The organism is Bradyrhizobium liaoningense (genome assembly GCF_018130825.1).
GTDB classification, from domain to species: domain Bacteria; phylum Pseudomonadota; class Alphaproteobacteria; order Rhizobiales; family Xanthobacteraceae; genus Bradyrhizobium; species Bradyrhizobium liaoningense_B.
The window spans coordinates 1-25,653 of the sequence record NZ_JAFCJS010000005.1 but is presented as its reverse complement, the minus strand read 5'-3'; the positions used below and the strand labels follow the sequence as shown (position 1 = coordinate 25,653).

Genomic DNA, 25,653 nt, shown 5'->3' with positions numbered 1-25,653 from the left:
GTAACCGCGACATTCTGGCACGGTTGTTGCTCCCTTTTTGACGTCCAAGACGCGCCCAAAGGGGAGTTCTCATGTCGACAATTGCCGCGGCACCCGCCGTCGAGCCCAAGCCGCTTTACACCTCGCTGTTCGTCCAGGTCCTGGCTGCGCTGGTGCTTGGCGTCATCCTGGGAATGGCCGTCCCGGACTTCGCGATCGCGCTCAAGATCCTCAGCGACGCCTTCCTGAAGCTGATCTCGATGATCGTGGCGCCGATCGTGTTCTGCGTCGTCGTCCACGGCATTGCCGGTGCCGGCGACCTCAAGAAGGTCGGCCGCGTCGGCGTCAAGGCGCTGGTCTATTTCGAGGTCATGACGACCGTGGCGCTCGTGGTCGGCCTGCTGCTCGCCTATCTCTTCGGCCCCGGCCACGGCATGAACATCGATCCGTCGACGCTCGATGCCAAGGCGCTCAACACCTATGCCGACAACGCCCACAAGCTGTCCGGCGGCGGCATCGGCGCCTTCCTGATGAACGTGATCCCGACCACCTCCTTCGATGCGCTGTCGCGCAACGACGTGCTCCAGGTGCTGTTCTTCGCGGTGCTGTTCGGCGTCGGCCTCGCGCTCGTCGGCGGCGAGAAGGGTGTGCTCGTCACCTCCATCATCGATGCGGCTTCCACGGTGCTGTTCCGTGTCATGGGGCTGATCGTCCGAGTCGCGCCGCTTGGCGTGCTCGGCGCGGTCGCCTACACCGTCGGCAAATACGGCGTCGGCTCCTTGAAGCAGCTCGTATCGCTGGTGATGCTGTTCTACGTCTCGGTCGGCATCTTCGTGCTGGGCGTGCTCGGCGGCGTCATGGCGCTCGCGGGCATCAACATCCTCAAATTCCTCGCCTACCTGCGCGAGGAACTGACGATCGTGCTCGCAACGGCGTCCTCGGACGCCGTGCTGCCCCAGATCATGAAGAAGCTGGAGCGTATGGGCGTGAAGGATTCCGTGGTCGGCCTCGTCATCCCGACCGGCTATTCCTTCAATCTCGACGCCTTCTCGATCTACCTGACCCTTGCCGTCGTCTTCATCGCGCAGGCCACCAACACGCCGCTATCGTTCGGGGATCTCCTGCTGGTGCTCGGTGTCTCGCTCATCACATCGAAGGGCGCGCACGGCGTGCCCGGCTCGGCCATCGTGATCCTGGCCGCGACCTTGAACGCGGTGCCGAGCATCCCTGCAATCGGCCTCGTGCTGGTTCTCTCGGTCGACTGGTTCATCGGCATGGCCCGCGCGCTCGGCAACCTCGTCGGCAACTGCGTCGCGACCGTCGTGGTCGCCGCATGGGAAGGCGATCTCGACCGCGCCAAGGCGGCCAAGGTGCTCGAAGGCGGCGAACTCGTGGACGTGACGGCGGGATAACCCGCGGATCAGTCATTCCACTGGAGGAGCGGCGTTCCGTACGCCCTCCTCCAGACCGACAGGAAGCGCGGAAACCAGGAGTGGGCCACCGCGCCCTTGTAGGCCCAGGTGCGATATTTCAGCCCCTGCTCCGAGATCAGCTCCTGATAGCCGCCGTGGACCTCGGTCGCGGTGCGAATGTCCTTCAATATCCCTTGCGCGCAGGCCCGGTAGGTATCGCTGCCTGAGGCCTCATCAAAGTCCAGCATGCGATCCGCAAACTCGACGTTGAACGTCGGCCAGGACGAACGCCCCTGATAGGCTGGCGCTGCGATCTTGTGGATCATCTTGTTGCGCGGATTATCCGCCGACACCAGGAAGTGGAACGTGCTGGGGATGCGAAACCGTGGTTCGGCGATGATCAGATCCGTCGTAGCCGCGAACAACGCGCGTTCGCTCGTCTCGCTCATATCCCAGAAGCCGCGATGCACGCTGACGAAATCCAGCGCCACCGAGGACGCCGGCGAGCACGCGGGACCATCCAGGGAATGCCTGATATAGCCGTCCTTCCCGAACAGGCGAAGCAGATCTCTCTTGTACTGCGCGAGGTTGCGCCCGAGCAGCCGTTTCAGCTCGTTCTCGTCGACGATCCCAAGCTGCACGCCCCACACGAAGGTCGTGTAGACACAGGCATTGGTGACGAAACGCCGGCGCTCGGCACGGGTATCCGTTGCTGCGGAGCGAGGCCCGCTGGCGTCGCACAGCAAATATCTGGTGCCGTCAGCGTCGAATGACTCCAGCTCGCTCGCGAGCTTCACGATCGCACGCTTGAGGTCCCCGCCATACTCGCTCAGCAACAAACGGCCGGCATGCGCGCATTGCGACATCGCCAGATAGGACGACGTCCTCTCCTCGGCAGAGAGCATCTGTCGGAGGCCGGCGATAATACCGAGCAGCGTGTCCGAGGGCCGCGAGAAATAATTCACGCCGAGATACCGGCCGCGTCCCGCCGGCACGATGGTCGTCGTGACGACGTCGGCGCGAACCGCCTCCAGCAACAGGCGAACGCTCTTCTCGAGCAAACGAGCCCGTCGAACCGCGTCCTGTGCATCCATGATGGTCTCGGGGTCGAGGACATCGGGGTAGAACCAGGCGAAGTCGCGGGGGTAATAGGCAGATGCGTGCGGTGCGCCGGTGACGAGGAAGGCCTCGGTCACCGAAAAGGCGCTGTCCATCGAGTGCCGGTAGAGGTCCTCGATGGCCGACAACGAGTGATGCGACTTCCTCAGAAATCGATCACCGAGAAAATTGACCGCCTGAAGGGCGTTGGCGACGAAGGTCGCGGCCATGCCCTGGTAAAACCGATTTCCGTGGTGTGATGGCAAGGAAATGTCGCCGCTCATATGCCCCTGGTGTCTCATGATCCCGGCGATGGCCGGTCACCATTCCAAGCATGACCGATTCGTGTCTCACCCCGATGACGTCCGCCCCCCGGCAGTCAGTTCGCGCCGGCGCGGTCCTCCCGCGGCCTGAAATTCTCGATTACCCTGAGCAGCACCCGCGCGCCGGCGTCGGCATCGGCAAGCTCGACATGCTCGTCCGGGTGATGGCTGATACCGCCGCGGCAGCGGACGAAGATCATGCCGACGTCGGCGATATCGATCATGGCCATGCCGTCGTGCCCGGCCCCGCTCGGCAGCTCGAACACGGAGAGACCTTCCGCAGCGATCGCCTGCGCGATCTGCTGCTTCAGCCCGGGTGCGCAGGGCGCGGTGCGATTCTCATGGGTGACATCGAGCTGGAGCGTCAATTGCCTGCGCTTTGCGATCGCCTCGATCTGACGAACGACGTCGGCAACCGCGCGCTTGCGGTGCATGTCGGTCGGCGCGCGCATGTCGATGGTGAACGACACTTCGCCCGGAATGACGTTGGTCGCGCCGGGCCTCGCCTGGATGTAGCCAACGGTGCCGACGAGGCCGGCCTCGTCGGTTCGGCAGAACTGCTCGATCGCGCCGATGCATTCGGCCGCGCCAGTGAGTGCGTCGCGCCGGAGCGCCATCGGCACGGTGCCGGCGTGACCGGCCATGCCGGTCAGCCGCGCGGCAAGCCGCGTCGCGCCTGCAATCGCGGTGACCACGCCGACGGGCAAGTTCTGAGCCTCCAGCACCGGGCCCTGCTCGATGTGCAGTTCGAGATAGGCGAGCAGCTCGCGCCGGGCCCGCGCGGCCGCACCGATGTGATCGGGATCAAGGCCAAATTTCACGAGCGCATCGCGCATCGACACGCCGTCACGGTCACGCGTGTTCAACACGCTCTCGTCGAAGGTGCCCGCCACCGCACGGCTGCCGAGCAGGGTCGAGGCGAAGCGCACTCCCTCCTCGTCGGCGAAGCCGATGACCTCGATCGCAAACGGCAGGCGCTTGCCGCGGCGGTTGAGATCGGCGACGCAGGAGATCGCGGTGATCACGCCCAGCGGCCCGTCCCATTTGCCGGCATCGCGCACGGTGTCGTAATGCGAGCCGAGCATCAGGCAGGGTGCCCCCGGCCGCTCGCCTTCATACCGGCCGCAGACATTGCCGATCGCATCGAGATGCGCGCTCATGCCGGCCTCGCGCATCCAGCTCAAGATGAGGTCCGCGGCCTTGCGCAGCTCCTTGCTGAGGAAGATGCGGGTGAGTTTTTCGGGCTCTTCCGAGATCGCGCCGAGCTCGTTGATGCGGCGAACGATCTCCTTGCCGAGTGATGCTTCGTGAACGGTACCAGCGCCCATCTCGGCGAGCTTTCCATCTTCTGAGGACCCGGCGGTCCTGACGACAATCGATACAAGTTCGGTGCCAGCGAAAATCCTCCGGCACCGTCCAGTCAGCGCGTGGTTAGCATGAATGCGCCTTGTCGGCCGACCGTCCGAAGCTGGTCATGCACATCTGGAGCCGGTTAAGACTGCTTAACTCCACTGCATACAATGACGGAATATTGCCCATAAATTAATCTGCCACTTTCCTCGCCAAGTTCTCGATAATTATTATATCCATTATATTACAGATACTTAGTTGATGTTGCACTCTTCATAATCTCTGGCACGAAGCTTGCGACACTTGATCCCGGCTCCGCCAGGCTGGCGCAGCCGCGAGATCAAGGCGGGGCATCCGCCAAGGGGAGCGAGCAATGGATTCTGGCAGGATTTCACGACGTCATTTGTTGCAGGGCGGCGCGGCCCTCACCCTCGGCGCGGCAGCGGGCCTCCGCCCGGCCTTCGCGGCCGAGACCACCATCGGCTTCATCTATGTCGGCTCGCGCGACGACTATGGCTACAACCAGGCCCACGCGCAGGGCGCGGCGGCGCTGAAGAAGATTCCAGGCCTCAAGGTGGTCGAGGAGGAGAAGGTGCCGGAGACCGACGCGGTCGAGAAGACGATCGAGTCCATGATCAATCTCGACGGCGCCACCCTGCTCTTCCCGACCTCGTTCGGCTACTACAATCCGCACATGATCAAGATGGCCAACAAGTACCCGAAGCTGCGCTTCGAGCACTGCGGCGGCCTCTGGAGCGACAAGGATCCCAAGAACGCCGGCAGCTATTTCGGCTACATCGACGAAGCCCAGTACATCTCGGGCATCGTTGCCGGCCTGACGTCGAAGAGCGGCAAGCTCGGCTTCGTCGCGGCCAAGCCGATCCCGCAAGTGCTGCGCAACATCAACGCCTTCACGCTCGGCGCCAAGTCCGTCAATCCAAAGGCCACCACGCAGGTGATCTTCACCGGCGACTGGTCGATGCCGGTCAAGGAGGCCGAAGCCACCAACAGCCTGATCGATCAGGGCGTGGACGTGCTCACCTGTCACGTCGATGGCCCCAAGACCATGGTCGAGAACGCCGCGCGGCGCGGCGCCTTCGTCTGCGGCTATCACACCAACCAGTCGGCACTGGCACCCAAGGCCTATCTCACCGGCGCCGAGTGGAACTGGGAAGCGCTCTATCCGAAGTTCGTGAAGATGATCGCCGCCGGCGAAGGCATCCCGAATTTCTACCGCGGCGGCCTGAAGGAAGAGATCGTGAAGGTCTCGCCCTATGGCGAAGCGGTCTCGGTCGAAGCGCGCAAGGCGGCCGACGAGGCCAAGGCAAAATTCCTGTCGGCAGAAGGCTACGCCATCTTCAAGGGCGGCCTCGTCGACAACAAGGGCAAGACGGTGATCCCCGCCGGTACCGACCGAGGCCAGAAGGATCCTGAACTGGAAAAGATGGACTATCTGGTCGAGGGCGTGATCGGAGCCACTTCGTGACCGCGGAAACGGCGGAATCCACTGACGCGGCCGGGACAGTTGCCCCGGCCGCCGATTCCGGCTTCCTCCAGCGTTACGGCGGCACGATCGAATATGTCCTGATCCCGGGCGCGGCGCTCGTCGGCGCGCTCGCGGTATTCGGCATCTTCGTCGCGATGTTCGGCAAGAACCCGCTCGACCTCTATTTCTACATGTACTACGGCGCGTTCGGCACCTGGTTCTCCTGGCAGAACACGCTGACGCGCGCAGCCCCCCTGATCCTCACCGCACTCTGCACGGCGCTGCCGGCGCAGCTCGGCATGGTCATCATCGGCGGCGAAGGCGCGCTGCTGATCGGCGCGCTGTCGGCGACCAGCGCCGCGCTCGTGCTTCAGGGCATGCCGCCGCTCGTCGTGCAGATCGCCATGGTCTGCGCCGGCGTGATCGGCGGCGGCCTGTGGATCATGCTCTCCGGCGCGCTCCGGCAATATCGCGGCGTCAACGAGACCATCTCGAGCTTGCTGCTGGTCTACATCGCGCTCGCGATCCTCAACCATCTCGTCGAGGGGCTGATGCGCGATCCCGCCAGCCTCAACAAACCGTCGACCCGCGAGATCGGCGCCGCCAACATGATCGGTTCCATTCCGGGCACCGACGTGCATTGGGGCCTCGTCTTCGGCCTGATCGCCGCGATCGCCTCTTACATTCTGATCTATCACACCGTGTTCGGCTTCGCCGCGCGTGTCGCGGGCGGCAACATCCGTGCTGCGAAGATCGTCGGCCTCGGCGTCAGCAAGCTGATCCTGACCGTCTGCTTCCTCGCCGGCGGCGCGGCGGGTCTTGCCGGCATGGTCGAGGTCGCCGCCGTGCAGGGTCGCACCAACGCCAATCTCGCGGCCGGCTACGGCTTCACCGGCATCCTCGTCGCCTTCCTCGCACGGCAAAATCCGCTCGCGATCATTCCGGTCGCGATCCTGCTCGGCGGCATCAGTGCCAGCGGCGGCCTGCTGCAACGCCGACTGGGACTACCCGATGCGTCCGTGCTGGTGCTTCAGGGCATCATCTTCGTCTTCGTGCTCGCCAGCGATGCGCTCTACGGCCGCATCGGATTCCTGAAGGGAAAATCCTGAGATGGCAGACGGATCGATCGGCCTCTGGACCGTCCCGCTCGCCGTGCTCGGCGGCGCCATTCGCGTCTCCACCCCGTTCCTGTTCGTAAGCCTGGGCGAATGCATCACCGAGCGCTCGGGCCGCATCAATCTCGGCCTCGAAGGCACGCTGGTGATGGGCGCGATGAGCGCCTATGGCATCTCCTATGTCACCGGCTCCCCGTGGCTCGGCGTGCTTGCCGCCGGCATCACTGGTGCGCTGCTGGGCGCGCTGCATGCCGGCATCTGCTCGCTGCCGCGCGTCAACGACGTTGCCGTCGGTATCGCCTTGATGCTGTTCGGCACCGGCCTTGCCTTCTATCTCGGCAAGCCATTGATCGAACCCACCGCGCCGCGGCTGCCCGCGATCGATTTCGGCTGGTGGAGCGACATCCCTCAGGTGCGCGCCGCGCTGCGCATCAACGTGCTGTTCCTGATCGGAGTCGCGCTGGCGCCGATCCTCTATTGGGCCTTCCGCACCACGCGCTGGGGCCTTCTCATCCGCACCGCCGGCGAGAGCTCGGATGCCGCGCGCGCGATGGGCCATTCCGTGCTGCTGATCCGCCTGCGCGCCACCATGGTCGGCGGCTTCCTCGCCGGCATCGGCGGCTCGTTCCTGTCGCTGTTCTATCCCGGCAGCTGGAACGAGGGCCTTTCCTCGGGCCAGGGCATCACTGCCGTGGCGCTCGTGATCTTCGCGCGCTGGGATCCCCTGCTCTGCCTGTGGGCCTCACTCGCCTTCGGCGGCGCCGCGGCGCTGGGACCTGCGCTGCAATCGGTCGGCGTCACCTCCGGCTATCACCTCTTCAACGCTGCGCCCTACATCCTGACGCTGGCGATCATGATCATCACCTGCTCGCCGAAGCGAACCCTGACCGGCGCGCCCGCCGAACTCTCGATCACACGGTAACACGCACGAGGTCGTCCATGCCCGAGCGCTACATCAAGTCCGAGCCCTATGCCTGGCCCTACAATGGTGATCTCCGCCCCGAGAATACGGCGCTGATCATCATCGACATGCAGACCGATTTCTGCGGCGTCGGCGGCTATGTCGACAAGATGGGCTACGACCTCTCCCTGACGCGGGCGCCGATCGAGCCGATCAAGAGGCTGCTCGCCGCGATGCGTGCCCAAGGCTTTCACATCATCCATACCCGCGAGGGCCACCGCCCCGATCTCTCCGACCTGCCCGCCAACAAGCGCTGGCGCTCGCGCCAAATCGGCGCCGGCATCGGCGATCCCGGCCCCTGCGGCCGCATCCTGGTACGCGGCGAGCCCGGCTGGGACATCATCGAGGAACTGGCGCCGCTGCCGGGCGAGCCGATCATCGACAAGCCCGGCAAGGGTTCGTTCTGCGCCACCGATCTGGAGCTGATCCTGCGCGTACGTGGCATCGAGAACATCGTGCTGACCGGCATCACCACCGACGTCTGCGTCCACACCACCATGCGCGAGGCCAACGACCGCGGCTTCGAATGCGTGCTGCTGCATGATTGCTGCGGCGCCACCGACAAGAGCAACCACGACCACGCGCTGAAGATGATCAAGATGCAAGGCGGCGTGTTCGGCGCGGTCTCGACCTCCGACGCCTTCATCGGAGCCATTTCGTGATCATCGGCGAAACGCCTCCGCCGTCGGGCGCCTTCGGCGTCGATGCCATCGCCATGACCATGCGCTTCGGCGACTTCCTGGCGCTCGACAATGTCGAGTTGAAGGTGCGGCCGGGCTCGTTCCATGCGCTGCTCGGCGAGAATGGCGCCGGCAAGTCGACACTCGTCAAATGCATCATGGGCTACTATCACGCGACCGAAGGCGACATCCTCGTCGGAGGTCGCGAGCAGGCCATCGCCAACCCGAAGGACGCTCACGCGCTCGGCCTCGGCATGGTGTACCAGCACTTTACGCTGGTGCCGGCCATGACGGTTGCCGAAAACCTCGTGCTGGCGCGCGACGACGTGCCGGCCGTGGTGAACTGGCCAAAGGAGATGAAGGAGCTGGAGACGTTCCTTGCTCGGATGCCTTTCAAGGTGCCGCTCGGCGCAAAGGTCTCCGACATCTCCGCCGGCGAGCGCCAAAAGTGCGAGATCCTCAAGCAGCTCTATCTGAAGCGCCGCTTCCTGATCCTGGACGAGCCGACCTCGGTGCTGACGCCGGCGGAAGCGGACGAGGTGCTCGGCATGCTCCGCGACATGGTCGTCAGGGGCGAGCTGACCATCCTGATGATCACGCACAAGTTTCGCGAAGTCATGGCCTTCGCCGACGAGGTCACGATCCTGCGCCGCGGCAAGCTCGCCGGAGCCGGCAAGGTCACCGAGCTGACGCCCGACGCGATGGCCCGCACCATGATCGGAGCCGAGGAACTGACCGTGCAGCCGCCGCGCACCGGCGAAGCCGGTCAGCCGAGGCTCGAACTGCAGAAGCTCCGCGCCCTCGACGACGCCGGCGCCGTTGCCGTGCACGACGTTTCCCTGACGGTGCGCGCCGGCGAGATCGTCGGCATCGCCGGCGTCTCCGGCAACGGCCAGCGCCAGCTCGTCGAAGTCTTGGCCGGCCAGCGCGAGGCCGAGAGCGGCGATATCCGCGTCGCCGGCGATCCCTATCACGCCAGCCGCGAGGAGATGCGGCGCCACAGGATGTCGCTGCTGCCCGAGGAGCCGCTGAAGAACGCCTGCGTCGGCGGCATGAGCGTCGCCGACAACATCGCCTTCCGCGAATTCGACCGCACGCCCTTCGCAAGCGGCGGCTGGTGGCTCAATCGCGGCGCCTTCCGCGACGACGCCAGGAAGAAGATCGGGCAATACAAGATCAAAACCCGCACGCCGGACACGCCGATCTCGTCGCTGTCAGGCGGCAACGTGCAGCGCGCCGTGCTCGCCCGCGAGCTTGCGGGCGACGTCGAGGTGCTGATCGCGGCCAATCCCTGCTTCGGCCTCGACTTCGCGGCGGTGGCGCAGATCCACGCCGAGATCATGGCGGCCCGCAATCGCGGCGCCGCGGTGCTGCTCGTCAGCGAGGACCTCGACGAATTGCTCGAACTGTCGGACCGTCTGGTGGTGATGTTCCACGGCGAATTCGTGTATGAAGCACGGACCAGCGAAGCCGATCTCACCGTGGTCGGCCGGCACATGGCGGGGCACTGACCGCGGAGGAGCGATGAGCGAGGCAACCGAACGCGACAAGCAGTTCTTGCGTTTGTCCTTCGCAATTGCCCGGCGCTCGCTCACCCATGGCAACCACCCCTTCGGCTGCATCGTCGTCGATGCGGACGGCAAAGTGCTGATCGAGAGCGAGAACGGCTACATGCCGGACCGCGACGGCACCGCCCATGCCGAGCGCCTCGCGGCCACCCAGGCCTGCCGCACGTTCAGCCGCGAGGTGCTGGCGAGGGCCACGCTCTATTCCTCGGCCGAGCCGTGCGCGATGTGCGCCGGCGCAATTTATTGGGCCGGCATCGGCCGCGTCGTCTATGGCCTCAGTGAGGAGCGCCTGCGCGGCGTCACCGGCAACCATCCGGAGAACCCGACGCTGGACCTGCCCTGCCGTGAGGTGTTTGCCAGCGGCCAGCGACCGACGGAGGTCGTCGGGCCGCTGCTCGAAGACGAAGCCGAATCGCTGCACGCCGGCGTGTGGACGAAATAGGCCGCCCCAAACTCCGATCCGTAGGGTGGGTTAGTTGGCGGATGCGCGAAGCGCATCCGCTGGCGTAACCCACCACGCGCTTCCGCGCTCGCCAAACGAAGTTGGTGGGTTACATCTTCGGCTAACCCACCCTACGAAAACGGAATGACGCCGCGCATACCTGCGCGGCGCCATCCGAACCTGGAGATCGTCAACCGATCAGAACTTCACAGTGACGCCACCATAGACCGTCGACTCGGTGCAGCTGTTGGTGCTCTGGCCGGTCGCGGCGACGGTGCAGACGCCGGGCATGGCGTTGTGGTCGAGGCCGAACTTGTTCTGCCAGTAGCGGTAGGCGACCCAGAGATCGACGAAGTGCGAGTACTTGTCACCCCAGACCGCCTTCGAGGCATCGAAGGTCAGGCGGATCGGCTCGCTGTTCAGCTCCGTCTTCGAAGCGGTGGAGAAACGGCCGACGCCCGAGAGCGCAGGCAGGCCGTTGGAGTCGCCCTTCGGGCCATACCAGCCGGCGCGGCCGCTAATCGAGAAGTACTGCATGCTCGGCGGCAGGAAGCCGAGATCCATGTAGTAGTTGATTTCGACGGCCCAGGTCGGACGATAGCTGACATTGCCGTCCGAGTTACAGGTCACGCCCGCCACCCCCGGTCCGAACAGACCGCACTGGGTGAAGGCGTTGTGGTTCAGGAACTCGTAGTACATCAAGGGCGCGACGTTGAAATAGCCCTTGTAGGGAAGGTCGAAGGCGAACTGGAGACCGGCAACGACGTCGCGCTTGGCCGGCGCGAGGAAGTTGTTCTCGGTGTTGGCGTCCATACCGACTTCGAACGAGATGTTATGCAGCGGCCCCATGGTGAAGGCCTTGGTGTTGAACAGTTCGTTCCAGCCGAAGGTCGAACGGAACAGGCCGTAAATCTCGGTTGCGCCGGCGCAGTCGGCGGCGCCGCCGGTGATGGTCACGCCCGGCGCGGTGCAGGGATTGGCAGGGTCGTTCTTCCCCGACTTGAACATCGAGATGGTGAAGAAGTTGGTGCCGTAGGCCCAGAGGTCGAAGTGGGTGAAGGAGTAGACCTGCTTGGCGGTGGTGCCGTTGATGCTGCCGTCGGGACGGACGCTCCACATGCCGGGATCGGTGCCCTTGGGCATGTAGGAGAACGACACGCGGTTGTCGATCACCAGGAAGAACGGGAGGTCAGGCGCCTTCTTGGCGGCCTTGACCGGCAAGTCCGCCGCCTGAGCCAGGCCACTTGTGGCAAGCGTAGCAAGTGACAGCGCAGCGGCTGCAACTGCCTTGAAACGAAACGACATCCTGAATACCCCCAAGTTTGGACACGTAAAAATGAACGTCCCTTGGGTGCGACACTTGCGCCGATCTCCCGGAGTGAGAAGCCTCAACTTTTTTCAAGGCATGCCGCTTGTTTTGGCAGCAGGCGACGTCTCCCTTCGAGATTTTGAGTGCATTTGCGGGGCGTGCGCCTTGTCACGCGGCGATGAGAGGCTGGCCATTGCCAGACATTCCCGTTTGATTTTGTTCGCATTTCGCGTCGAACGAACGAGGCAGCCAGGATTGCCGAGGGCGCATGATGCCGCGATCCGACATTGCATACGCGTCTTGGCGCGATTTTGCTCAGCTTCAGGTCGAGGCTGCACAGTGGGTTCCGATTTGGTTTGAACCGTCACAAATTTACAACAGGCGCCGCGCCCGAGCGGTACCCGCAAGGACGACCCTGGAGCGCGCGAGCGCCATCCGCGCCTGGCGAGAGCCACGACTCGCCGACACCACGCGCCTGCCGAAGCGTTGAGCAAGGGATGACGCTTTTTCACACCTTACGCGGCGGTTCAAACTAGCCCACTATTGAGGCACTTCACCCCATGCAAGCGCATCAGCGAATGTTAGATCCGACGCCTAACGGCCTGCATTCCGGCGAGTCCCCGTTGCTGACGACGATCGGGCTCACCAAGCGCTATGGCGATTTCCTCGCCAACGATTCCATCGACATCGACATCTGGCCCAAGGAGATCCACGCCCTGCTCGGCGAGAACGGCGCCGGCAAGTCGACGCTAGTCAAGGCGATCTACGGGCTGATCCAGCCCAGCGCCGGCGAGATCCGCTGGCAGGGCGAGCGAATCGTACTGTCAGGCCCGTCCGAAGCGCGCAGCCGCGGTATCGGCATGGTGTTCCAGCACTTCTCGCTGTTCGACAACCTCACCGTCGCCGAGAACGTCGCGCTCGGCCTCGACGGACGAGAATCCTTCAAGGACATGTCGGCGCGGCTGGAGCAGGTGTCGAAGACCTACGGTCTGCCGCTCGATCCCAGGCGCGAGGTCTGGCAATTGTCGGTCGGCGAGCGCCAGCGCATCGAGATCGTCCGCGCCCTGATGCAGGACCCGAAATTCCTGATCCTGGACGAGCCCACCGCGGTGCTGACGCCGCAGGAGGCCGACCAGCTCTTCATCGTGCTGGAGCGCCTCAAGGCCGAAGGCCGCGCCATCCTCTATATCAGCCACAAGCTGGAAGAGGTGAAGCGCCTCTGCGACACTGCGACGATCCTGCGTGGCGGCAAGAAGGTCGAGACCTGCAATCCCAGGCTGGAGACCGCAGCTTCGCTCGCCCGCATGATGGTCGGCGGCGAGATCAAGGAAGTGAAGGCGCCGGCCGGTCGAAAGACCACCGTGCCGCGCCTCGTCGTCAACGATCTCTCGCTTGCGCCGGGCGAAGCGCACGGCGTGCGGCTCGAGCACATCTCGTTCGAGCTGAAGGGCGGCGAGATCCTCGGCATCGCCGGCGTCGCCGGCAACGGCCAGGACGAGCTCTTTGCCGCGCTCTCCGGCGAGCGGCTGTCCAAGGATCCCGGCACCGTGGTGATCGAAGGCATCGCTGCCGGCCATCTCTCGATCACGCAGCGGCGCAAGCTGGGCGCGGCTTTCGTGCCTGAGGAGCGGCTCGGCCACGGTACCGCGCCGCGCATGAAGCTCTCGGAGAACGCTCTGCTCACGGGGCACGCAGCGAGCGGCATGGTCCATCACGGCTTCATCGACACCGCGGCGACGCTGAAGACCGTCGACCGCGCGACCGAAACCTTTGATGTACGCAAGGCCAAGCGCGATCCCGAGGCCGCGAGCCTGTCCGGCGGCAATCTGCAAAAATTCATCGTGGGACGCGAAATCCTGCGCAATCCGGCGGTGCTGGTGGTAAGCCAGCCGACCTGGGGCGTCGATGCGGGCGCCGCCGCGGTGATCCGCCAGGCGCTGCTCGATCTCGCCACCGCGGGCGCCGCCGTGCTGGTGACCAGCCAGGATCTCGACGAGCTCGCCGAGATCGCCGACCGCATCGCTGTGATGTTCCACGGCCGGCTCTCGGCCCCGCTCGCAACGAGTGAAGCGACCCGCGAAAAGCTCGGCCTTCTCATGGGCGGTAGCAGCCTGGAGCCGAAGGAGGCCGCGCATGCAGTTGGTGCTTGAGAAGCGCGCCGAGCGCTCTGGCACGATCGCGCTGGTCTCGCCGCTGATCGCGATCGGCCTGACGATCGTCACCATGACCATCCTGTTCTCGATCCTCGGCAAGAATCCGCTGCTCGCGCTGCATGCCTATTTCGTCGCGCCCTTGACCGACGGCTATTCGCTGCAGGAGATCGCTGTGAAGGCGACGCCGCTGGTGATGATCGCGATCGGCCTGTCACTCTGTTATCTCGCCAACGCCTGGAACATCGGCGCCGAAGGGCAATTCCTGATCGGCGCGGTCGCCGGAAGCTGGATCGCCGTGAAGACGCAAGGCACCGATGCCGGCGCCTGGGTGCTGCCGGCGATGCTCGTACTCGCAGCCGCCGCAGGCGCGCTCTATGCGCTGATCCCTGCGATCTGCAAGGTGAAGTTCGGCGCCAGTGAGATCCTGACCAGCCTAATGCTGGTCTATGTCGCCGATCTCTTTCTCGACTATCTCGTGCGCGGCCCCTGGCGCGATCCGCACGGCTTCAATTTCCCGACCACCGCGGAGTTCGATCCGGTCGCAACCGTTCCGCTGCTGATCGAAGGCGGGCGGCTACATCTCGGCTCGATCATCGCGCTGCTCGTCGTCGCGGCGGCCGCGATCCTGCTCGGGCGCACCATCAAGGGTTTCGAGATCCGCGTGGTCGGCGCCGCCCCGCGCGCAGCGCGGTTCGGCGGCTTCAATGCCAACCAGCTGATCATCCTGACCTTCGCGGTTTCCGGCGCGCTGGCGGGCCTTGCCGGCATCATCGAGGTCGCCGGTCCCGTCGGGCATCTCCAGCCCGGCATTTCGCCGGGCTACGGCTTCACCGCGATCATCGTCGCGTTTCTCGGCCGGCTGAACCCGCTTGGAATATTAATTGCAGGCCTTTTTCTCGCACTGACCTTTATCGGCGGCGAGCAGGCGCAGATCGCGATGAAGATCCCGTTGGATGTCACCAAGGTGTTTCAGGGCATTCTGCTGTTCTACGTGCTCGCCTGCGACTCCCTCATTCTCTACCGCTTCAAGCTGGTGTTCCCGAACCGACAGGTGACCCGTGGAGCTGGTTGAAGCCATCATCCTCGCGGTGCTCGCCGCGTCGACGCCGCTCTTGATCGCCGCGACCGGCGAGCTCGTGACCGAGCGCTCCGGCGTGCTCAATCTCGGCGTCGAAGGCATGATGATCGTCGGGGCGGCCTGTGGCTTCGCCGGTGCGTGGCTGACCGGATCGATCTTCATCGGCGCACTGTTCGGCATCATCGCGGGCACGCTGATGTCGCTGGTCTTCGCGCTGATGGCGCTCGGGCTCGCCGTGAACCAGGTCGCGACGGGTCTCGCGCTGACCATCCTCGGCATCGGACTGTCGGGTTTGATCGGCGCCGGGTTCGTCGGCGAGCGCATCACGCCGGCCGTGCACCTTTATATTCCTGGCCTCACCGACATTCCGCTGATCGGCCGCGTGCTGTTCGGCGAGGACGGCTTCGTCTATTTCTCCGTCGCGCTGATCATCGGCGTCTGGTGGTTTCTGTACCGCACGCGAGCGGGTTTGATCCTGCGTGCCTGCGGTGACAACCACGTCTCCGCGCATGCGCTCGGCTATCCCGTGCTGCGCATCCGCACTTTCGCCGTGATGTTCGGCGGCGCCTGCGCTGGCCTTGCCGGCGCTTATCTGCCGCTCGCCTATACGCCGTTCTTCATTCCCGGCATGACTGCCGGCCGCGGCTGGATCGCGCTGGCGCTGGTGGTGTTCGCGTCCTGGCGGCCGGGCCGGCTCGTGGTCGGCGCCTATCTGTTCGGTGCGGTGACAATCCTGCAACTGCACGCGCAGGGCTGGGGCGTCGGCATTCCCTCGCAATTCATGTCGGCGCTGCCTTACCTCGCGACCGTCATCGTGCTGGTTCTGCTCTCCCGCGCGCGCACCGGCGGCTCGACCGCGCCGGCCGCGCTCGGCACCGTGTTCGTGCCTGACCGCTGAGTTTCATTTCCGCGGCGTGTGCGATGGGGCGCGCACGTTGCGGATCGTGGCTTTCCCCTGATGTTTGGAGATTGATGATGAGGAAATCACTTCTTGCGCTGGCTTCCGGCCTTTTGCTTGCCGGGAGCATCAGCGCAGCCTCCGCCGCCGACAAGCTGAAGGTCGGCTTCATTTACCTGGGCCCGATCGGAGACCTCGGCTGGACCTACCAGCATGACGTCGGCCGCCAGGCGCTGGTGAAGGAATTGGGCGACAAGATCGAGACCACCTATCTCGAGAACGTGCCCGAAGGCCCCGACGCCGAGCGCGCCATCGAGCAGCTCGTCCGCGCCGGCAACAAGCTGATCTTCACGACGTCGTTCGGCTACATGGACCCGACGCTGAAGGTCGCCAAGAAGTATCCGAACGTGCATTTCGAGCACGCCACCGGCTACAAGCGCGACAAGAACATGTCGACCTACTCGGCCAAATGGTACCAGGGCCGCTACATCCAGGGCCTGATCGCGGCCAAGATGTCGAAGTCGGGCGTGCTCGGCTATATCGGCTCGTTCCCGATCCCCGAGGTGGTCTCCGGCATCAACGCGACGATCCTGGCGGCGCAGACCATCAACCCGAACATCAAGGTCAAGATCATCTGGGCCAACACCTGGTTCGACCCGGGCAAGGAGGCCGACGCCGCCAAGGCGCTGATCGACCAGGGCGCCGACGTCATCATGCAGCACACGGACTCGCCGGCAGCGATGCAGATCGCCAGCGAGCGCGGCAAGCTCGCCTTCGGCCAGGATTCCGAGATGATCAAGTTCGGGCCCAAGACCCAGCTGACCTCGATCCTCGACACCTGGGGCCCCTACTACATCGAACGCGTCAAGGCCGAGCTCGCCGGAACCTGGAAGTCCGAGGACACCTGGGGCGGCCTCGACAGCCACATGTTCGCGATGGCGCCCTACACCAACATGCCTGACGACGTGAAAAAGATGGCCGAGGATGCCCAGGCCGCGATCACCGCGGGCAAGCTGCATCCGTTCAAGTGCCCGGTCATTGGGCAGGACGGCAAGGAGATCGAGTGCAAGGGCGGCGCCAATCTCGCCGACGGCCAGATCCTCGGGATGAATTTCTACGTCAAGGGCATCGACGACAAGCTAGCTGGCAAGTAGCACGCTTCTTGCATTGCCTAAATCACCTGCTCCTCCCGGAGGAGGTTCGGAGGGGGTGGCCAGAAGCACCCGGCACTTGTGGTCGCCCCCTCTTTCAATTTTCGGTCCGATTATCCCGCCTGCATGGCCCGCGCCGCCGAACTGTGGCGGCGGATGAGATTTGCGACATCCAGGCCCGGGATCGCGCCGTCGATCACCGCCCATTGCCCCGCCACCATGACCCGGTCGGCCCGATGCGCCCCGCACAGCACCAGCGCGGCCAGGGGATCGCCATGGCCGGAGAAGCGCAGCTCGTCGAGCTTGAACAGCGCCAGGTCCGCTGCCTTGCCGACCGCGATCTCGCCGAGCTCGGGACGGCCGACGCAGGCTGCCGAGCCCCTGGTCGCCCAGCGCAGCGCATCCTTGTGGCTGACTTTCGTCACCCCGTAGCGCGCCCGCTGCAGCAGGAAGGCCGCACGCACCTCCTGCATCAGGTTCGATCCGTCGTTCGAGGCCGAGCCGTCGACCCCGATGCCGATGCCGACGCCGGCCTCCTCCATCTCGCACACCGGGCAGCAGCCGGACGCCAGCAGCTGGTTGCTGCAGGCACAATGGCTGACGGTCGTCCCGGCCTTGCCGAGCCGCCTCATCTCGTCCGGATTGAAGAAGATTCCGTGAGCGAGCCAGGTCCGCGCATTGAGCCAGCCGCATTGCTCGAGATAGTCGAGCGGACGGCAGCCATACATCTCTTGACAGAATCTGTTCTCGTCCTCGGTCTCCGCGAGATGGGTGTGCAGGCGCACGTCGAGCTTGTCGGCGAGATCGGCGGTGGCGCGCATCAACGACGTCGTCACCGAGAACGGCGAGCACGGCGCCAGCGCGATCTGCACCATCGCATCCGCGCCGCGCTGGTGATGTTTTGCGACCACGCGCGCGCTGTCGGCGAGGATGGTGTCCTCGTCCTGCACGACGCTATCGGGCGGCAGCCCGCCGTCGCGCTGCGACAGGTTCATCGAGCCGCGCGTGAGCAGCACGCGCATGCCGAGCCGCTTTGCGACGCCGACCTCGATATCGACGGACTCCTCGAGCCCCGCCGGGAAGACATAGTGATGATCGGTCGTGGTGGTGCAGCCCGACAGCAGCAGCTCGGACATCGCCACGGTGACGCCGAGTTCCAGCCGCTCCGGCGTCAGCGTCGCCCACACCGGATAGAGCGCCTGGAGCCAGGGAAACAGCTCGCGGTCCATCGCCGCCGGCAGCGCCCGCGTCAGCGTCTGGTAGAAGTGATGATGGGTGTTGATGAGGCCCGGCAGGACGACGTGCTCGCCCGCGCCGAACACCGCGACATCCGTGGTTGCAGGCGTGCCGCCGGCCGGCACGAGCTCGACGATCCGCCCATCCCTGACCACAACTCCGCGCTCGGCGCCGTCGGCGAGGATGGCCAGCGGATCCCTGATCCAGATTGGCTTTGCATCGCTCATGAGCCTGCTTCTCCTCACATCTGCTGACGACAAGCCTGCAAGCTAGACGCCAGTCCGAACGCGTTCATACTACGACTTTGCTTGTTGCGACTTGGCTCCGGTCTTGCAAGACTCTATCGCACGATTCACCGGCGGAAGCTCTTGGCGCAGCCATGGATTTGAATACCATCACAGCGGTCGCCCATCCGCAAACGCGCGCGCAGCTGCCCGTTTGGACGCCAGGTGATGCTTGGCTCGCAGGCGGCACCTGGCTGTTCTCGGAGCCGCAAGCGCACCTCACGCGGCTCATTGATCTCGCCGATCTGAAATGGCCTGCGCTGACGATCACGGATAGCCACCTCTCCATCGCCGCCACCTGCACCGTCGCGCAGATCGATGGGCTCACCTGTCCGCCCGACTGGCTCGCTGCGCCGCTGATCAACCAGTGCTGCCGCGCCTTCCTTGCATCGTTCAAGATCTGGAAGACGGCGACCGTCGGCGGCAATCTCTGCATGTCGTTGCCGGCTGGACCGATGATTTCCCTCACCTCCGCGCTCGACGGCGTCTGCACCATCTGGAAGGCCGGCGGCGGCGAGCAGAAGATTCCGGTCATCGATTTCGTCACCGGCAACCAGCGCAATCGCCTGACGCCGGGCGACCTGCTCAGGCAGATCGACATCCCGATCGCGGCCTTGAGGCGCCGCACGGCGTTTCGCCAGATCTCGCTGGCGCCGGTCGGCCGCTCGGCGGTGCTCCTCATCGGCAGCCTCGATGGCGATGGCACGCTGGCGCTAACGGTCACCGCATCGACGGTGCGACCGATCCGATTGTCGTTCCCCACGCCGCCCGATGCGAACGCGCTGCGCGATTCGATCATGCAGCAGATCACCGATGACCTCTACCACACCGACATCCACGGCAAGCCGCTCTGGCGCAAGCACATGACGTTGCGGCTCGCCGAGGAGATCCGCGGCGAGCTCCTGGGGGCAACATCATGAGCTTCGAGGTCAATGGAACGAGGTTCGCGCAGGAGCCGCGCGCCGGTCAGTGCCTGCGCACGTTCCTGCGCGAGCTCGGCCATTTCGGCGTGAAAAAGGGCTGCGACGCCGGCGATTGCGGCGCCTGCACCGTTCTGCTCGACGGCGAGCCGGTGCATAGCTGCCTGATCCCGGCCTTCCGCGCCGAGGGCCGCGCCGTGACCACGATCGAAGGCCTCGCCGGCGACCATGGCGCGCATCCGATGCAGCAGGCTTTCCTCGACGCGCAGGGCTTTCAATGCGGCTTTTGCACCGCCGGCATGATCCTGACCTGCGCCTCGCTGAACCAGGCACAACGCACCGACCTCGGCGCGGCGCTGAAGGGCAATATCTGCCGCTGCACCGGCTATCGCTCGATCGAGGACGCGCTGCTCGGCAAGTCCAATGTCGAGGAGAGTGTCGAGGCCGGCGCCGCCTTCGGCCGCAGCCTGCCGGCTCCCGCAGGTCCGGATGTCGTGCGCGGCAAAGCGCGCTACACGTTCGACACGCAGATCGATGGACTGCTGCATATCAAGCTGCTGCGCTCGCCTCACGCGCACGCGAGAATCGTCGCGATCGACAAGTCTGCGGCCCTGAGCGTTCCCGGTGTGCACGCGGTGCTGACGCATGAGGACGCGCCGTCCGTCCTGATCTCGACCGCGCGACACGAGAAGGACTGGATGGACCCCGAGGACACCCGCGTCCTCGACGACGTCGTGCGCTTCATCGGACAGAGAGTCGCCGCGGTCGTGGCCGAGAGCGAGGGCGCGGCCGAGGAAGCTTGCCGCCGGCTCAAGGTCGAGTACGAGATCCTACCTGCGCTGATCGATCCGGAGCAGGCGATGGCGCCGGGTGCGCCGATCATTCATCCCGACCGCACCACGGCGAACCGCATCGCCGACGCCCAGCGCAATCTGGCGGCCGAGACACACGGCGAGTACGGCGATGTCGCGGCGGCGCTCGCGACATCCGCCGTCACCTTTGAGGCCACCTTCCACAGCCATCGCGTGCAGCATGCCGCGCTGGAGACCCATGGCGGTCTCGCCTGGCTCGACGACGCCGGCATTCTCAATGTCCGTACCTCGACACAGGTGCCGTTCCTGACCCGGCGCGCGCTGTCCGACATCTTCGAGCTTCCGATGGACAAGGTCCGCGTGTTCTGCGAACGCGTCGGCGGCGGGTTTGGAGGCAAGCAGGAGATGTTCGTCGAGGACATCCTTGCGCTCGCCGCGCTCAGGACCGGGCGGGCGGTGAAGCTGGAGCTCACCCGCGAGGAGCAGTTCATCGCGACCTCGACGCGACATCCGATGCGGGTCCACATCAAGGCCGGCGCCGATGCCGACGGCAAGCTCACCGCGCTTCAGCTCGACGTGCTCTCCAACACCGGCGCTTACGGCAATCACGCCGGTCCGGTCATGTTCCACTCGCTGTCCGAATCCATCGCAGTCTACAATTGCCCGAACAAGCGGGTGGACGGCTACGCCGTCTACACCAACACGGTGCCGGCCGGCGCGTTTCGCGGCTATGGCCTGCCGCAGACGCTGATCGCGATCGAGGCCGCGATCGACGAGCTGGCGAAGCAGCTCGGCATCACCCCCTACGAGATGCGCCGACGCAACATCGTCAGGCTGGGCGATCCCATGCTGTCGCCGCCGCCGTCCGAATTTCACGACGTGCTCTATGGCTCCTATGGGCTCGACCAATGCATCGACCTCGTCGAGCGCGCGATGCAGGCGGATGGCCCGCAGCCGGAGCTGTCGCCGGAATGGCTGATCGGCGACGGCGTCGCGCTGACCATGATCGACACCGTGCCCCCGGCCGGCCACATCGCGGACGCCATGATCGCCCTCAACGACGACGGCGGCTTTGATCTCACCGTCGGCACCGCCGAGTTCGGCAACGGCACCAGCACCGTCCACCGCCAGATCGCGGCGACGATTCTGGCGACCACCGTCGACAGGATTCGCCTCCGCCAGTCCGACACCGCCCATGGCGGCCACGACACCGGCGCCTATGGCAGCGCCGGCACCTTCGTCGCCGGCAAGGCGACGCAGGCCGCCGCCACGCAGCTTGCAACCGAGCTGAAGGCGGCCGCCGCAGAGGCCTGGCTGTGCGACGTCGGTGGTTGCGCACTCGAGGGCGAGACAGTCGTCAGCGGCGTGCGACGCATGTCCTTTGTTGAACTGGCCAAGCTTGCCCGCGAGAGCGGCCAGCCGTTCGCAGGCAGCGGCAATTCCGGCGGCACGCCGCGTTCGGTCGGCTTCAACGTGCAGGGCTTTCGCGTCGCGGTGAACAAGGGCACCGGCGAGCTGAGGATTCTCAGGAGCGTGCAGGCCGCGGACGCCGGAATCGTCGCCAACCCCATGCAATGTCGCGGTCAGGTCGAAGGCGGCGTCGCACAGGCCCTTGGTGCTGCGCTCTATGAGGAGATGGTGATCGACGCGACCGGCCGCGTCACCAATCCGAAGTTCCGCGACTACCACCTTCCCTCCTTCGCCGACGTGCCGCGCACCGAAGTGCTGTTCGCGGAGACGTCGGATACGATCGGCCCGCTTGGCGCCAAGTCGATGAGCGAGAGTCCGTACAATCCGGTCGCTGCGGCACTCGGCAATGCGATCGCGGACGCCACCGGCATCCGCTTCACCGCGCCGCCCTTCAAGCCGGACCGGTTGTTTCCGGCGCTACACGAGAAGTTCGGCAGCTAGCTGCCGCGATAGGTCGCGTAGCTCCAGGGCGTCACCAGCAGCGGCACGTGGTAGTGATTTTCCGGCTCGCTGACGGCGAAGCGCAGCGGGATCTCGTCGAGGAACGGCGGGTCCGACAGCGGCACGTTGCGCTCGGCGTAATATTTGGCGACGCTGAAGCGAAGCTCGTAGCGGCCGATCGGCAATGGACGCCCGCCGATCAGCGGCTGGTCGGTGCGACCGTCTGCGTTCGTGACGGTCCGCGCGATGATGCGGTTTTCGCCGAGCGCGGAGAGCTCGACGAGCTCCACCGGGATGCCGGGCGCGGGCTTGCCGGCGTGGTTGTCCAGCACATGCGTGGAGAGGCGCCCGTGCACCTTCAGCCTGTCGTCGGCGACGACGAGCTGATCGAGCCGCAGCGCCGAGATACGGCCAATCTCCTCGATCGCGCGACGCGTCTCGGTCTTGGCGATGTTGAGGAGCCGCGTCTCGAAATCGCGCAGCACGGAATCCTTGGTGTGACGCCGCACGCAGACGATATAGGGGAAGCCGAACTTCTCGCGGTACGCGTTGTTGACGCGCTCGAACGCGGCGTATTCGGCATCCGACAGCCGGTCGAGGCCGGCGCTGTTCTGCTCGTCGGTCGATTCCGCCGTGAGGCCCGCCGCGCGCTGGGTCTTGTTGGCGAGATCCGGATGCGCGCGGATCAGCGCGAGCTGCACGTCGGGCTCGGCAGCCTGGATCGCCGCCATCAGCGCGGCGTGCAATTGATTGATGCCGGTGAACGGTCGCTGCGCCGCGATTTTCTCGGCGATCCACGGCGAGTATTCGACGACGTTGGCGAGGGCGGCGACGAAATCTGCCTTGCTTGCAGCATTGAGATCGGCGAGCGAAATCTGCGACATCACACCTTCATCCGATCTCGAACGCATCGGCGGCAAGATGCGCATGCTTGTCGTGCCAATGCTGCGCGATCTGCAGCCGGGTCGGCACCCAGACGCGCTCATGCTTGCCGATGTAATCCAGGAAGCGGATCAGCCCCGCAGCACGGCCGGGCCGACCGGCGAGACGGCAATGCAGGCCGACCGACATCATCTTCGGCGCGGTCTGCCCTTCCGCATAGAGCACGTCGAAGGCGTCCTTCAGGTAGGTGTAGAACTGCTCGCCTTCGGCAAAGCCCTGCGGGTTGATGAACCGCATGTCGTTGGCATCTAGCGTATAGGGAATGATGAGCTGCTTGCCCTTCGCACCCTTGACCCAATAGGGCAGATCGTCGGCATAGGAGTCGCAGAGATAGAGGAAGCCGCCTTCCTCCATCAGCAGCCGATTGGTGTTGATCGAGGAGCGCCCGGTGTACCAGCCGAGCGGCCGTGCGCCGGTCGCTTCGGTGTGGACGCGAATGGACTCGACGATCTCGGCGCGCTCCTGCGCCTTCGTCATGTCCTTGTGCTCGATCCATTTCAGGCTGTGGCTGGCGATGTCCCAGCCCGCCTCCTTCATGGCAGCTACGATTTCCGGATTGCGCTTGAGCGCAGTGGCGACGCCGAACACGGTGGTCGGCCACTTCCGTTCATTGAACATCCGCCACAGCCGCCAGAAGCCGGCGCGCGAGCCATATTCGAACATGGATTCGATGTTGGCGTGGCGCTGACCCGGCCAGGGCTGTGCGCCGAGCACGTCGGACAGGAACGCTTCCGAGGCGCGGTCGCCGTGTAGAATGTTGTTCTCGCCGCCTTCCTCGAAATTGACGACGAACTGCACCGCGACCCGCGCGTTATCAGGCCATTGCGGATGCGGCGGGTTGCGGCCGTAACCGCGGAGATCGCGCGGGTAGCGGGCGTCAGTCACTCAGACTTCCTCGAAGCGGATCGGCAGCGCGCCCTTCCACAGCACGCTCTTGCCCAGCGTCGCCAGGTTCTCCAGCCCCGAGGTCACGGTGATGAAGTGGTTGCCGGCGAGCTGGCCCATCTTGCTGGCGAAGCTCACGCCGCCATAGGCCATCAGGATCTCGGTCTCGCTGATGCCGCCGGGATAGAGGATGATCTGGCCCGGCGCGGGATAGCTGGTGTGGTTCTCGTAGCCGACGCCGAAATCGAGGTCGCCGAGCGGCATCCAGACCGCCTCGCCGCTCCAGCGCACATGGATGATGTGGCTTTCGAACGGCATGGCCTTGCGGAACGCGGCAACGGTCTTGGGTGCTGCCTGCTCCTCGAAGCGGGCATCGAAGGTGTAGTCGCCTGCGCGGATAACGAGTTTGCTCATCTCATCTCTCTGGATCGGGGGCGATGCGCCCCGCGGGGAACTTTCAGCAAAAAGCACTCCATCGGGCTTCGCGCAAGGGCGAAGCCGCATCACCTGCGGTCGTAGGACCAGCCGAAAATGCCGCTCCGCCGCACCTCCGGCTCCGGCTCGGCGGCTGCCGCGGGCGGCGCCTCCTTCAGTTCCGCCTGAGGCGGTGGCGGAGGCGGTGCCGGCAGGTTCTCGCATTTCATGGAATAGACCAGCTTGCCGTCCGCGGTCCGCCCGATCGGAGCGCAGGGATCCGGATGCGCCGCCGAACTCTTCGGCGAGGGTTTGACCTGCGCCGCCGCCGGCGCGGCGATCAGGAGAAGGACCAGCAGATATTTCGACATCGTTGTCGCCTGGAAAGCCAATTCACCCCATTGAACCGGATTGCGGCGGGCAAGTCCATCGGCGCCGTGGACCGGCTGCCGAATATTTAGCCGGGACCAAAAAATTTGCTCGCTCCAACGTGATGGCGGCGCCGCTGATATTCGGCAAACCACATCGCCATGTCAGCCGCGACGACGACAACATCTCTCACAGCCGGAGCGTCGTCACGGGAGAAACAACGATGCAAAAGTCCTTCGCTTTTCTCGGCGCCATACTGATTGCCGCCGCCACCGTCCAGACCGCCGCCGCAAGCGACCGCCACCACGCTCGCAAAGCGCAACCCGCTCCCATCACTCAATCGGTACGCGACTCCAATGCCGCACTCTGGCCGTCGCAGCCGACCGCGCCCGACTGGTCGCGCTATTCCAATGGCGCGATGTCGGCACCGGCGGGACGGTGATACGCGAAGCGTAGAGCACAACGGCTTCGACATCGTCATTGCTGGACCGTCATCCTGAGGTGCGAGTGATGGGGCGCGGAGTGCCCCATCGGGAGCCTCGAAGGATGCACGGCCGAGATGCAGCCGGGCCGTCGCCCTTCGAGGCTTGCTCTGCAGCGCTACGCGCAGCAGAGCGCGCACCTCAGGGTGACGGTTCATGGCGCGTTGAACTCTCGAACAAGAGACACGCCTCCGCATCCTCGCGGCTGATTTCGCCCGAGCTTTGCTTCATCTTTCCACCCTCTTGTCCAAGAGGGCGCAGGGAAGGCCGGGTGCCGGCTGGCACCCGCGGTCCGCTGCGCAAAAATGTAGCGCAAAGGAACCGCACAGCAGCATACAGGTGAAGCCCAACACACGGCCTTCCCTGCGCGATGGTCGGACGGCTTATGCCGTGCT

22 protein-coding genes are annotated in these 25,653 nt (G+C 65.1%); 14 read left to right on the top strand and 8 right to left on the bottom strand.

Going from position 1 to position 25,653, the window contains the following annotated elements; translation table 11 throughout:
- Positions 1–71: 71 nt before the first annotated feature.
- Positions 72–1,391 carry a dicarboxylate/amino acid:cation symporter gene (locus JQ603_RS21985; protein ID WP_212342502.1) on the top strand — a complete coding sequence of 440 codons (1,320 nt, stop codon included), beginning with the start codon at positions 72–74 and terminating at the stop codon, positions 1,389–1,391.
- An 8-nt stretch (positions 1,392–1,399) separates the two neighbouring features.
- On the opposite strand, the gene JQ603_RS21980 is transcribed toward JQ603_RS21985, so the two are convergent.
- Both JQ603_RS21980 and JQ603_RS21975 read right to left on the bottom strand, forming a co-directional pair.
- Complete coding sequence (locus JQ603_RS21980) at positions 1,400–2,773, bottom strand: hypothetical protein (RefSeq protein WP_212342501.1); 1,374 nt, start codon at positions 2,771–2,773, stop codon at positions 1,400–1,402.
- 95 nt (positions 2,774–2,868) lie between these two features.
- Positions 2,869–4,140, bottom strand: coding sequence for an allantoate amidohydrolase (locus JQ603_RS21975; protein ID WP_212342500.1), 1,272 nt, complete (start codon positions 4,138–4,140; stop codon positions 2,869–2,871).
- A 395-nt stretch (positions 4,141–4,535) separates the two neighbouring features.
- On the opposite strand from JQ603_RS21975, the gene JQ603_RS21970 reads away from it, so the two are divergent.
- From JQ603_RS21970 to JQ603_RS21945, 6 genes are read left to right on the top strand one after another with little or no spacing between them, the layout of a single operon-like run.
- Positions 4,536–5,648 carry a BMP family ABC transporter substrate-binding protein gene (locus JQ603_RS21970; protein ID WP_212342499.1) on the top strand — a complete coding sequence of 371 codons (1,113 nt, stop codon included), beginning with the start codon at positions 4,536–4,538 and terminating at the stop codon, positions 5,646–5,648.
- Complete coding sequence (locus JQ603_RS21965; protein WP_212342497.1) at positions 5,645–6,757, top strand: ABC transporter permease; 1,113 nt, start codon at positions 5,645–5,647, stop codon at positions 6,755–6,757. The genes JQ603_RS21970 and JQ603_RS21965 overlap by 4 nt, the downstream gene beginning before the upstream one ends.
- A gap of 1 nt (position 6,758) precedes the next feature.
- Positions 6,759–7,685: an ABC transporter permease gene (locus JQ603_RS21960; RefSeq protein ID WP_212342496.1), complete on the top strand. Its 927-nt coding sequence runs from the start codon at positions 6,759–6,761 to the stop codon at positions 7,683–7,685.
- 17 nt (positions 7,686–7,702) lie between these two features.
- Positions 7,703–8,386, top strand: a complete 684-nt coding sequence (gene biuH / locus JQ603_RS21955; protein ID WP_212342495.1) for a biuret amidohydrolase — start codon at positions 7,703–7,705, stop codon at positions 8,384–8,386.
- On the top strand, positions 8,383–9,915 hold the full coding sequence (locus JQ603_RS21950) for an ABC transporter ATP-binding protein (RefSeq protein ID WP_212342494.1): 1,533 nt from the start codon (positions 8,383–8,385) through the stop codon (positions 9,913–9,915). Before biuH ends, JQ603_RS21950 begins: the two co-directional genes overlap by 4 nt.
- A 13-nt stretch (positions 9,916–9,928) precedes the next feature.
- Entirely contained in the window at positions 9,929–10,414 is a 486-nt protein-coding gene (locus tag JQ603_RS21945; protein WP_212342493.1) for a nucleoside deaminase, read from the top strand.
- A 198-nt stretch (positions 10,415–10,612) separates the two neighbouring features.
- Here the strand turns inward: JQ603_RS21945 and JQ603_RS21940 are convergent, their stop codons facing one another.
- On the bottom strand, positions 10,613–11,719 hold the full coding sequence (locus JQ603_RS21940) for a hypothetical protein (protein WP_212342492.1): 1,107 nt from the start codon (positions 11,717–11,719) through the stop codon (positions 10,613–10,615).
- A gap of 582 nt (positions 11,720–12,301) precedes the next feature.
- Between JQ603_RS21940 and JQ603_RS21935 the strand changes: the two genes are divergently transcribed.
- The 4 genes from JQ603_RS21935 to JQ603_RS21920 all read left to right on the top strand — a co-directional run bounded on the left by JQ603_RS21935 (position 12,302) and on the right by JQ603_RS21920 (position 17,006).
- Entirely contained in the window at positions 12,302–13,873 is a 1,572-nt protein-coding gene (locus tag JQ603_RS21935; RefSeq protein ID WP_212342491.1) for an ABC transporter ATP-binding protein, read from the top strand.
- A complete protein-coding gene (locus JQ603_RS21930; protein WP_212342490.1) occupies positions 13,857–14,948 on the top strand; it encodes an ABC transporter permease in 1,092 nt (363 codons plus the stop codon). The genes JQ603_RS21935 and JQ603_RS21930 overlap by 17 nt, the downstream gene beginning before the upstream one ends.
- Positions 14,935–15,852 (top strand): ABC transporter permease, encoded by a 918-nt coding sequence (locus JQ603_RS21925; protein ID WP_212342488.1) that lies wholly within the window; start codon positions 14,935–14,937, stop codon positions 15,850–15,852. Before JQ603_RS21930 ends, JQ603_RS21925 begins: the two co-directional genes overlap by 14 nt.
- Positions 15,853–15,929: 77 nt before the next feature.
- Positions 15,930–17,006 carry a BMP family ABC transporter substrate-binding protein gene (locus JQ603_RS21920; protein ID WP_212342486.1) on the top strand — a complete coding sequence of 359 codons (1,077 nt, stop codon included), beginning with the start codon at positions 15,930–15,932 and terminating at the stop codon, positions 17,004–17,006.
- 110 nt (positions 17,007–17,116) lie between these two features.
- Here the strand turns inward: JQ603_RS21920 and JQ603_RS21915 are convergent, their stop codons facing one another.
- On the bottom strand, positions 17,117–18,466 hold the full coding sequence (locus JQ603_RS21915; protein ID WP_212342484.1) for an 8-oxoguanine deaminase: 1,350 nt from the start codon (positions 18,464–18,466) through the stop codon (positions 17,117–17,119).
- 152 nt (positions 18,467–18,618) lie between these two features.
- On the opposite strand from JQ603_RS21915, the gene JQ603_RS21910 reads away from it, so the two are divergent.
- Positions 18,619–19,443 carry an FAD binding domain-containing protein gene (locus tag JQ603_RS21910; protein WP_212342482.1) on the top strand — a complete coding sequence of 275 codons (825 nt, stop codon included), beginning with the start codon at positions 18,619–18,621 and terminating at the stop codon, positions 19,441–19,443.
- A complete protein-coding gene (locus JQ603_RS21905; protein ID WP_212342480.1) occupies positions 19,440–22,166 on the top strand; it encodes a molybdopterin-dependent oxidoreductase in 2,727 nt (908 codons plus the stop codon). Before JQ603_RS21910 ends, JQ603_RS21905 begins: the two co-directional genes overlap by 4 nt.
- Here the strand turns inward: JQ603_RS21905 and uraD are convergent.
- The 4 genes from uraD to JQ603_RS21885 all read right to left on the bottom strand — a co-directional run bounded on the left by uraD (position 22,163) and on the right by JQ603_RS21885 (position 24,778).
- The gene (gene uraD, locus JQ603_RS21900) at positions 22,163–23,050 is read right to left on the bottom strand and encodes a 2-oxo-4-hydroxy-4-carboxy-5-ureidoimidazoline decarboxylase (protein ID WP_212342478.1); all 888 of its coding nucleotides are present in this window, start codon (positions 23,048–23,050) and stop codon (positions 22,163–22,165) included. The two genes, JQ603_RS21905 and uraD, sit on opposite strands and share 4 nt — an antisense overlap.
- Before the next feature lie 7 nt (positions 23,051–23,057).
- A complete protein-coding gene (gene puuE / locus JQ603_RS21895) occupies positions 23,058–23,993 on the bottom strand; it encodes an allantoinase PuuE (protein WP_212342476.1) in 936 nt (311 codons plus the stop codon).
- Positions 23,994–24,407, bottom strand: a complete 414-nt coding sequence (locus tag JQ603_RS21890; RefSeq protein WP_008134648.1) for a DUF3830 family protein — start codon at positions 24,405–24,407, stop codon at positions 23,994–23,996.
- Positions 24,408–24,496: 89 nt separating this feature from the next.
- Positions 24,497–24,778 carry a hypothetical protein gene (locus JQ603_RS21885; protein WP_212342474.1) on the bottom strand — a complete coding sequence of 94 codons (282 nt, stop codon included), beginning with the start codon at positions 24,776–24,778 and terminating at the stop codon, positions 24,497–24,499.
- A gap of 122 nt (positions 24,779–24,900) precedes the next feature.
- On the opposite strand from JQ603_RS21885, the gene JQ603_RS21880 reads away from it, so the two are divergent.
- Positions 24,901–25,218, top strand: coding sequence for a hypothetical protein (locus tag JQ603_RS21880; protein WP_245003775.1), 318 nt, complete (start codon positions 24,901–24,903; stop codon positions 25,216–25,218).
- Positions 25,219–25,653: the final 435 nt, after the last annotated feature.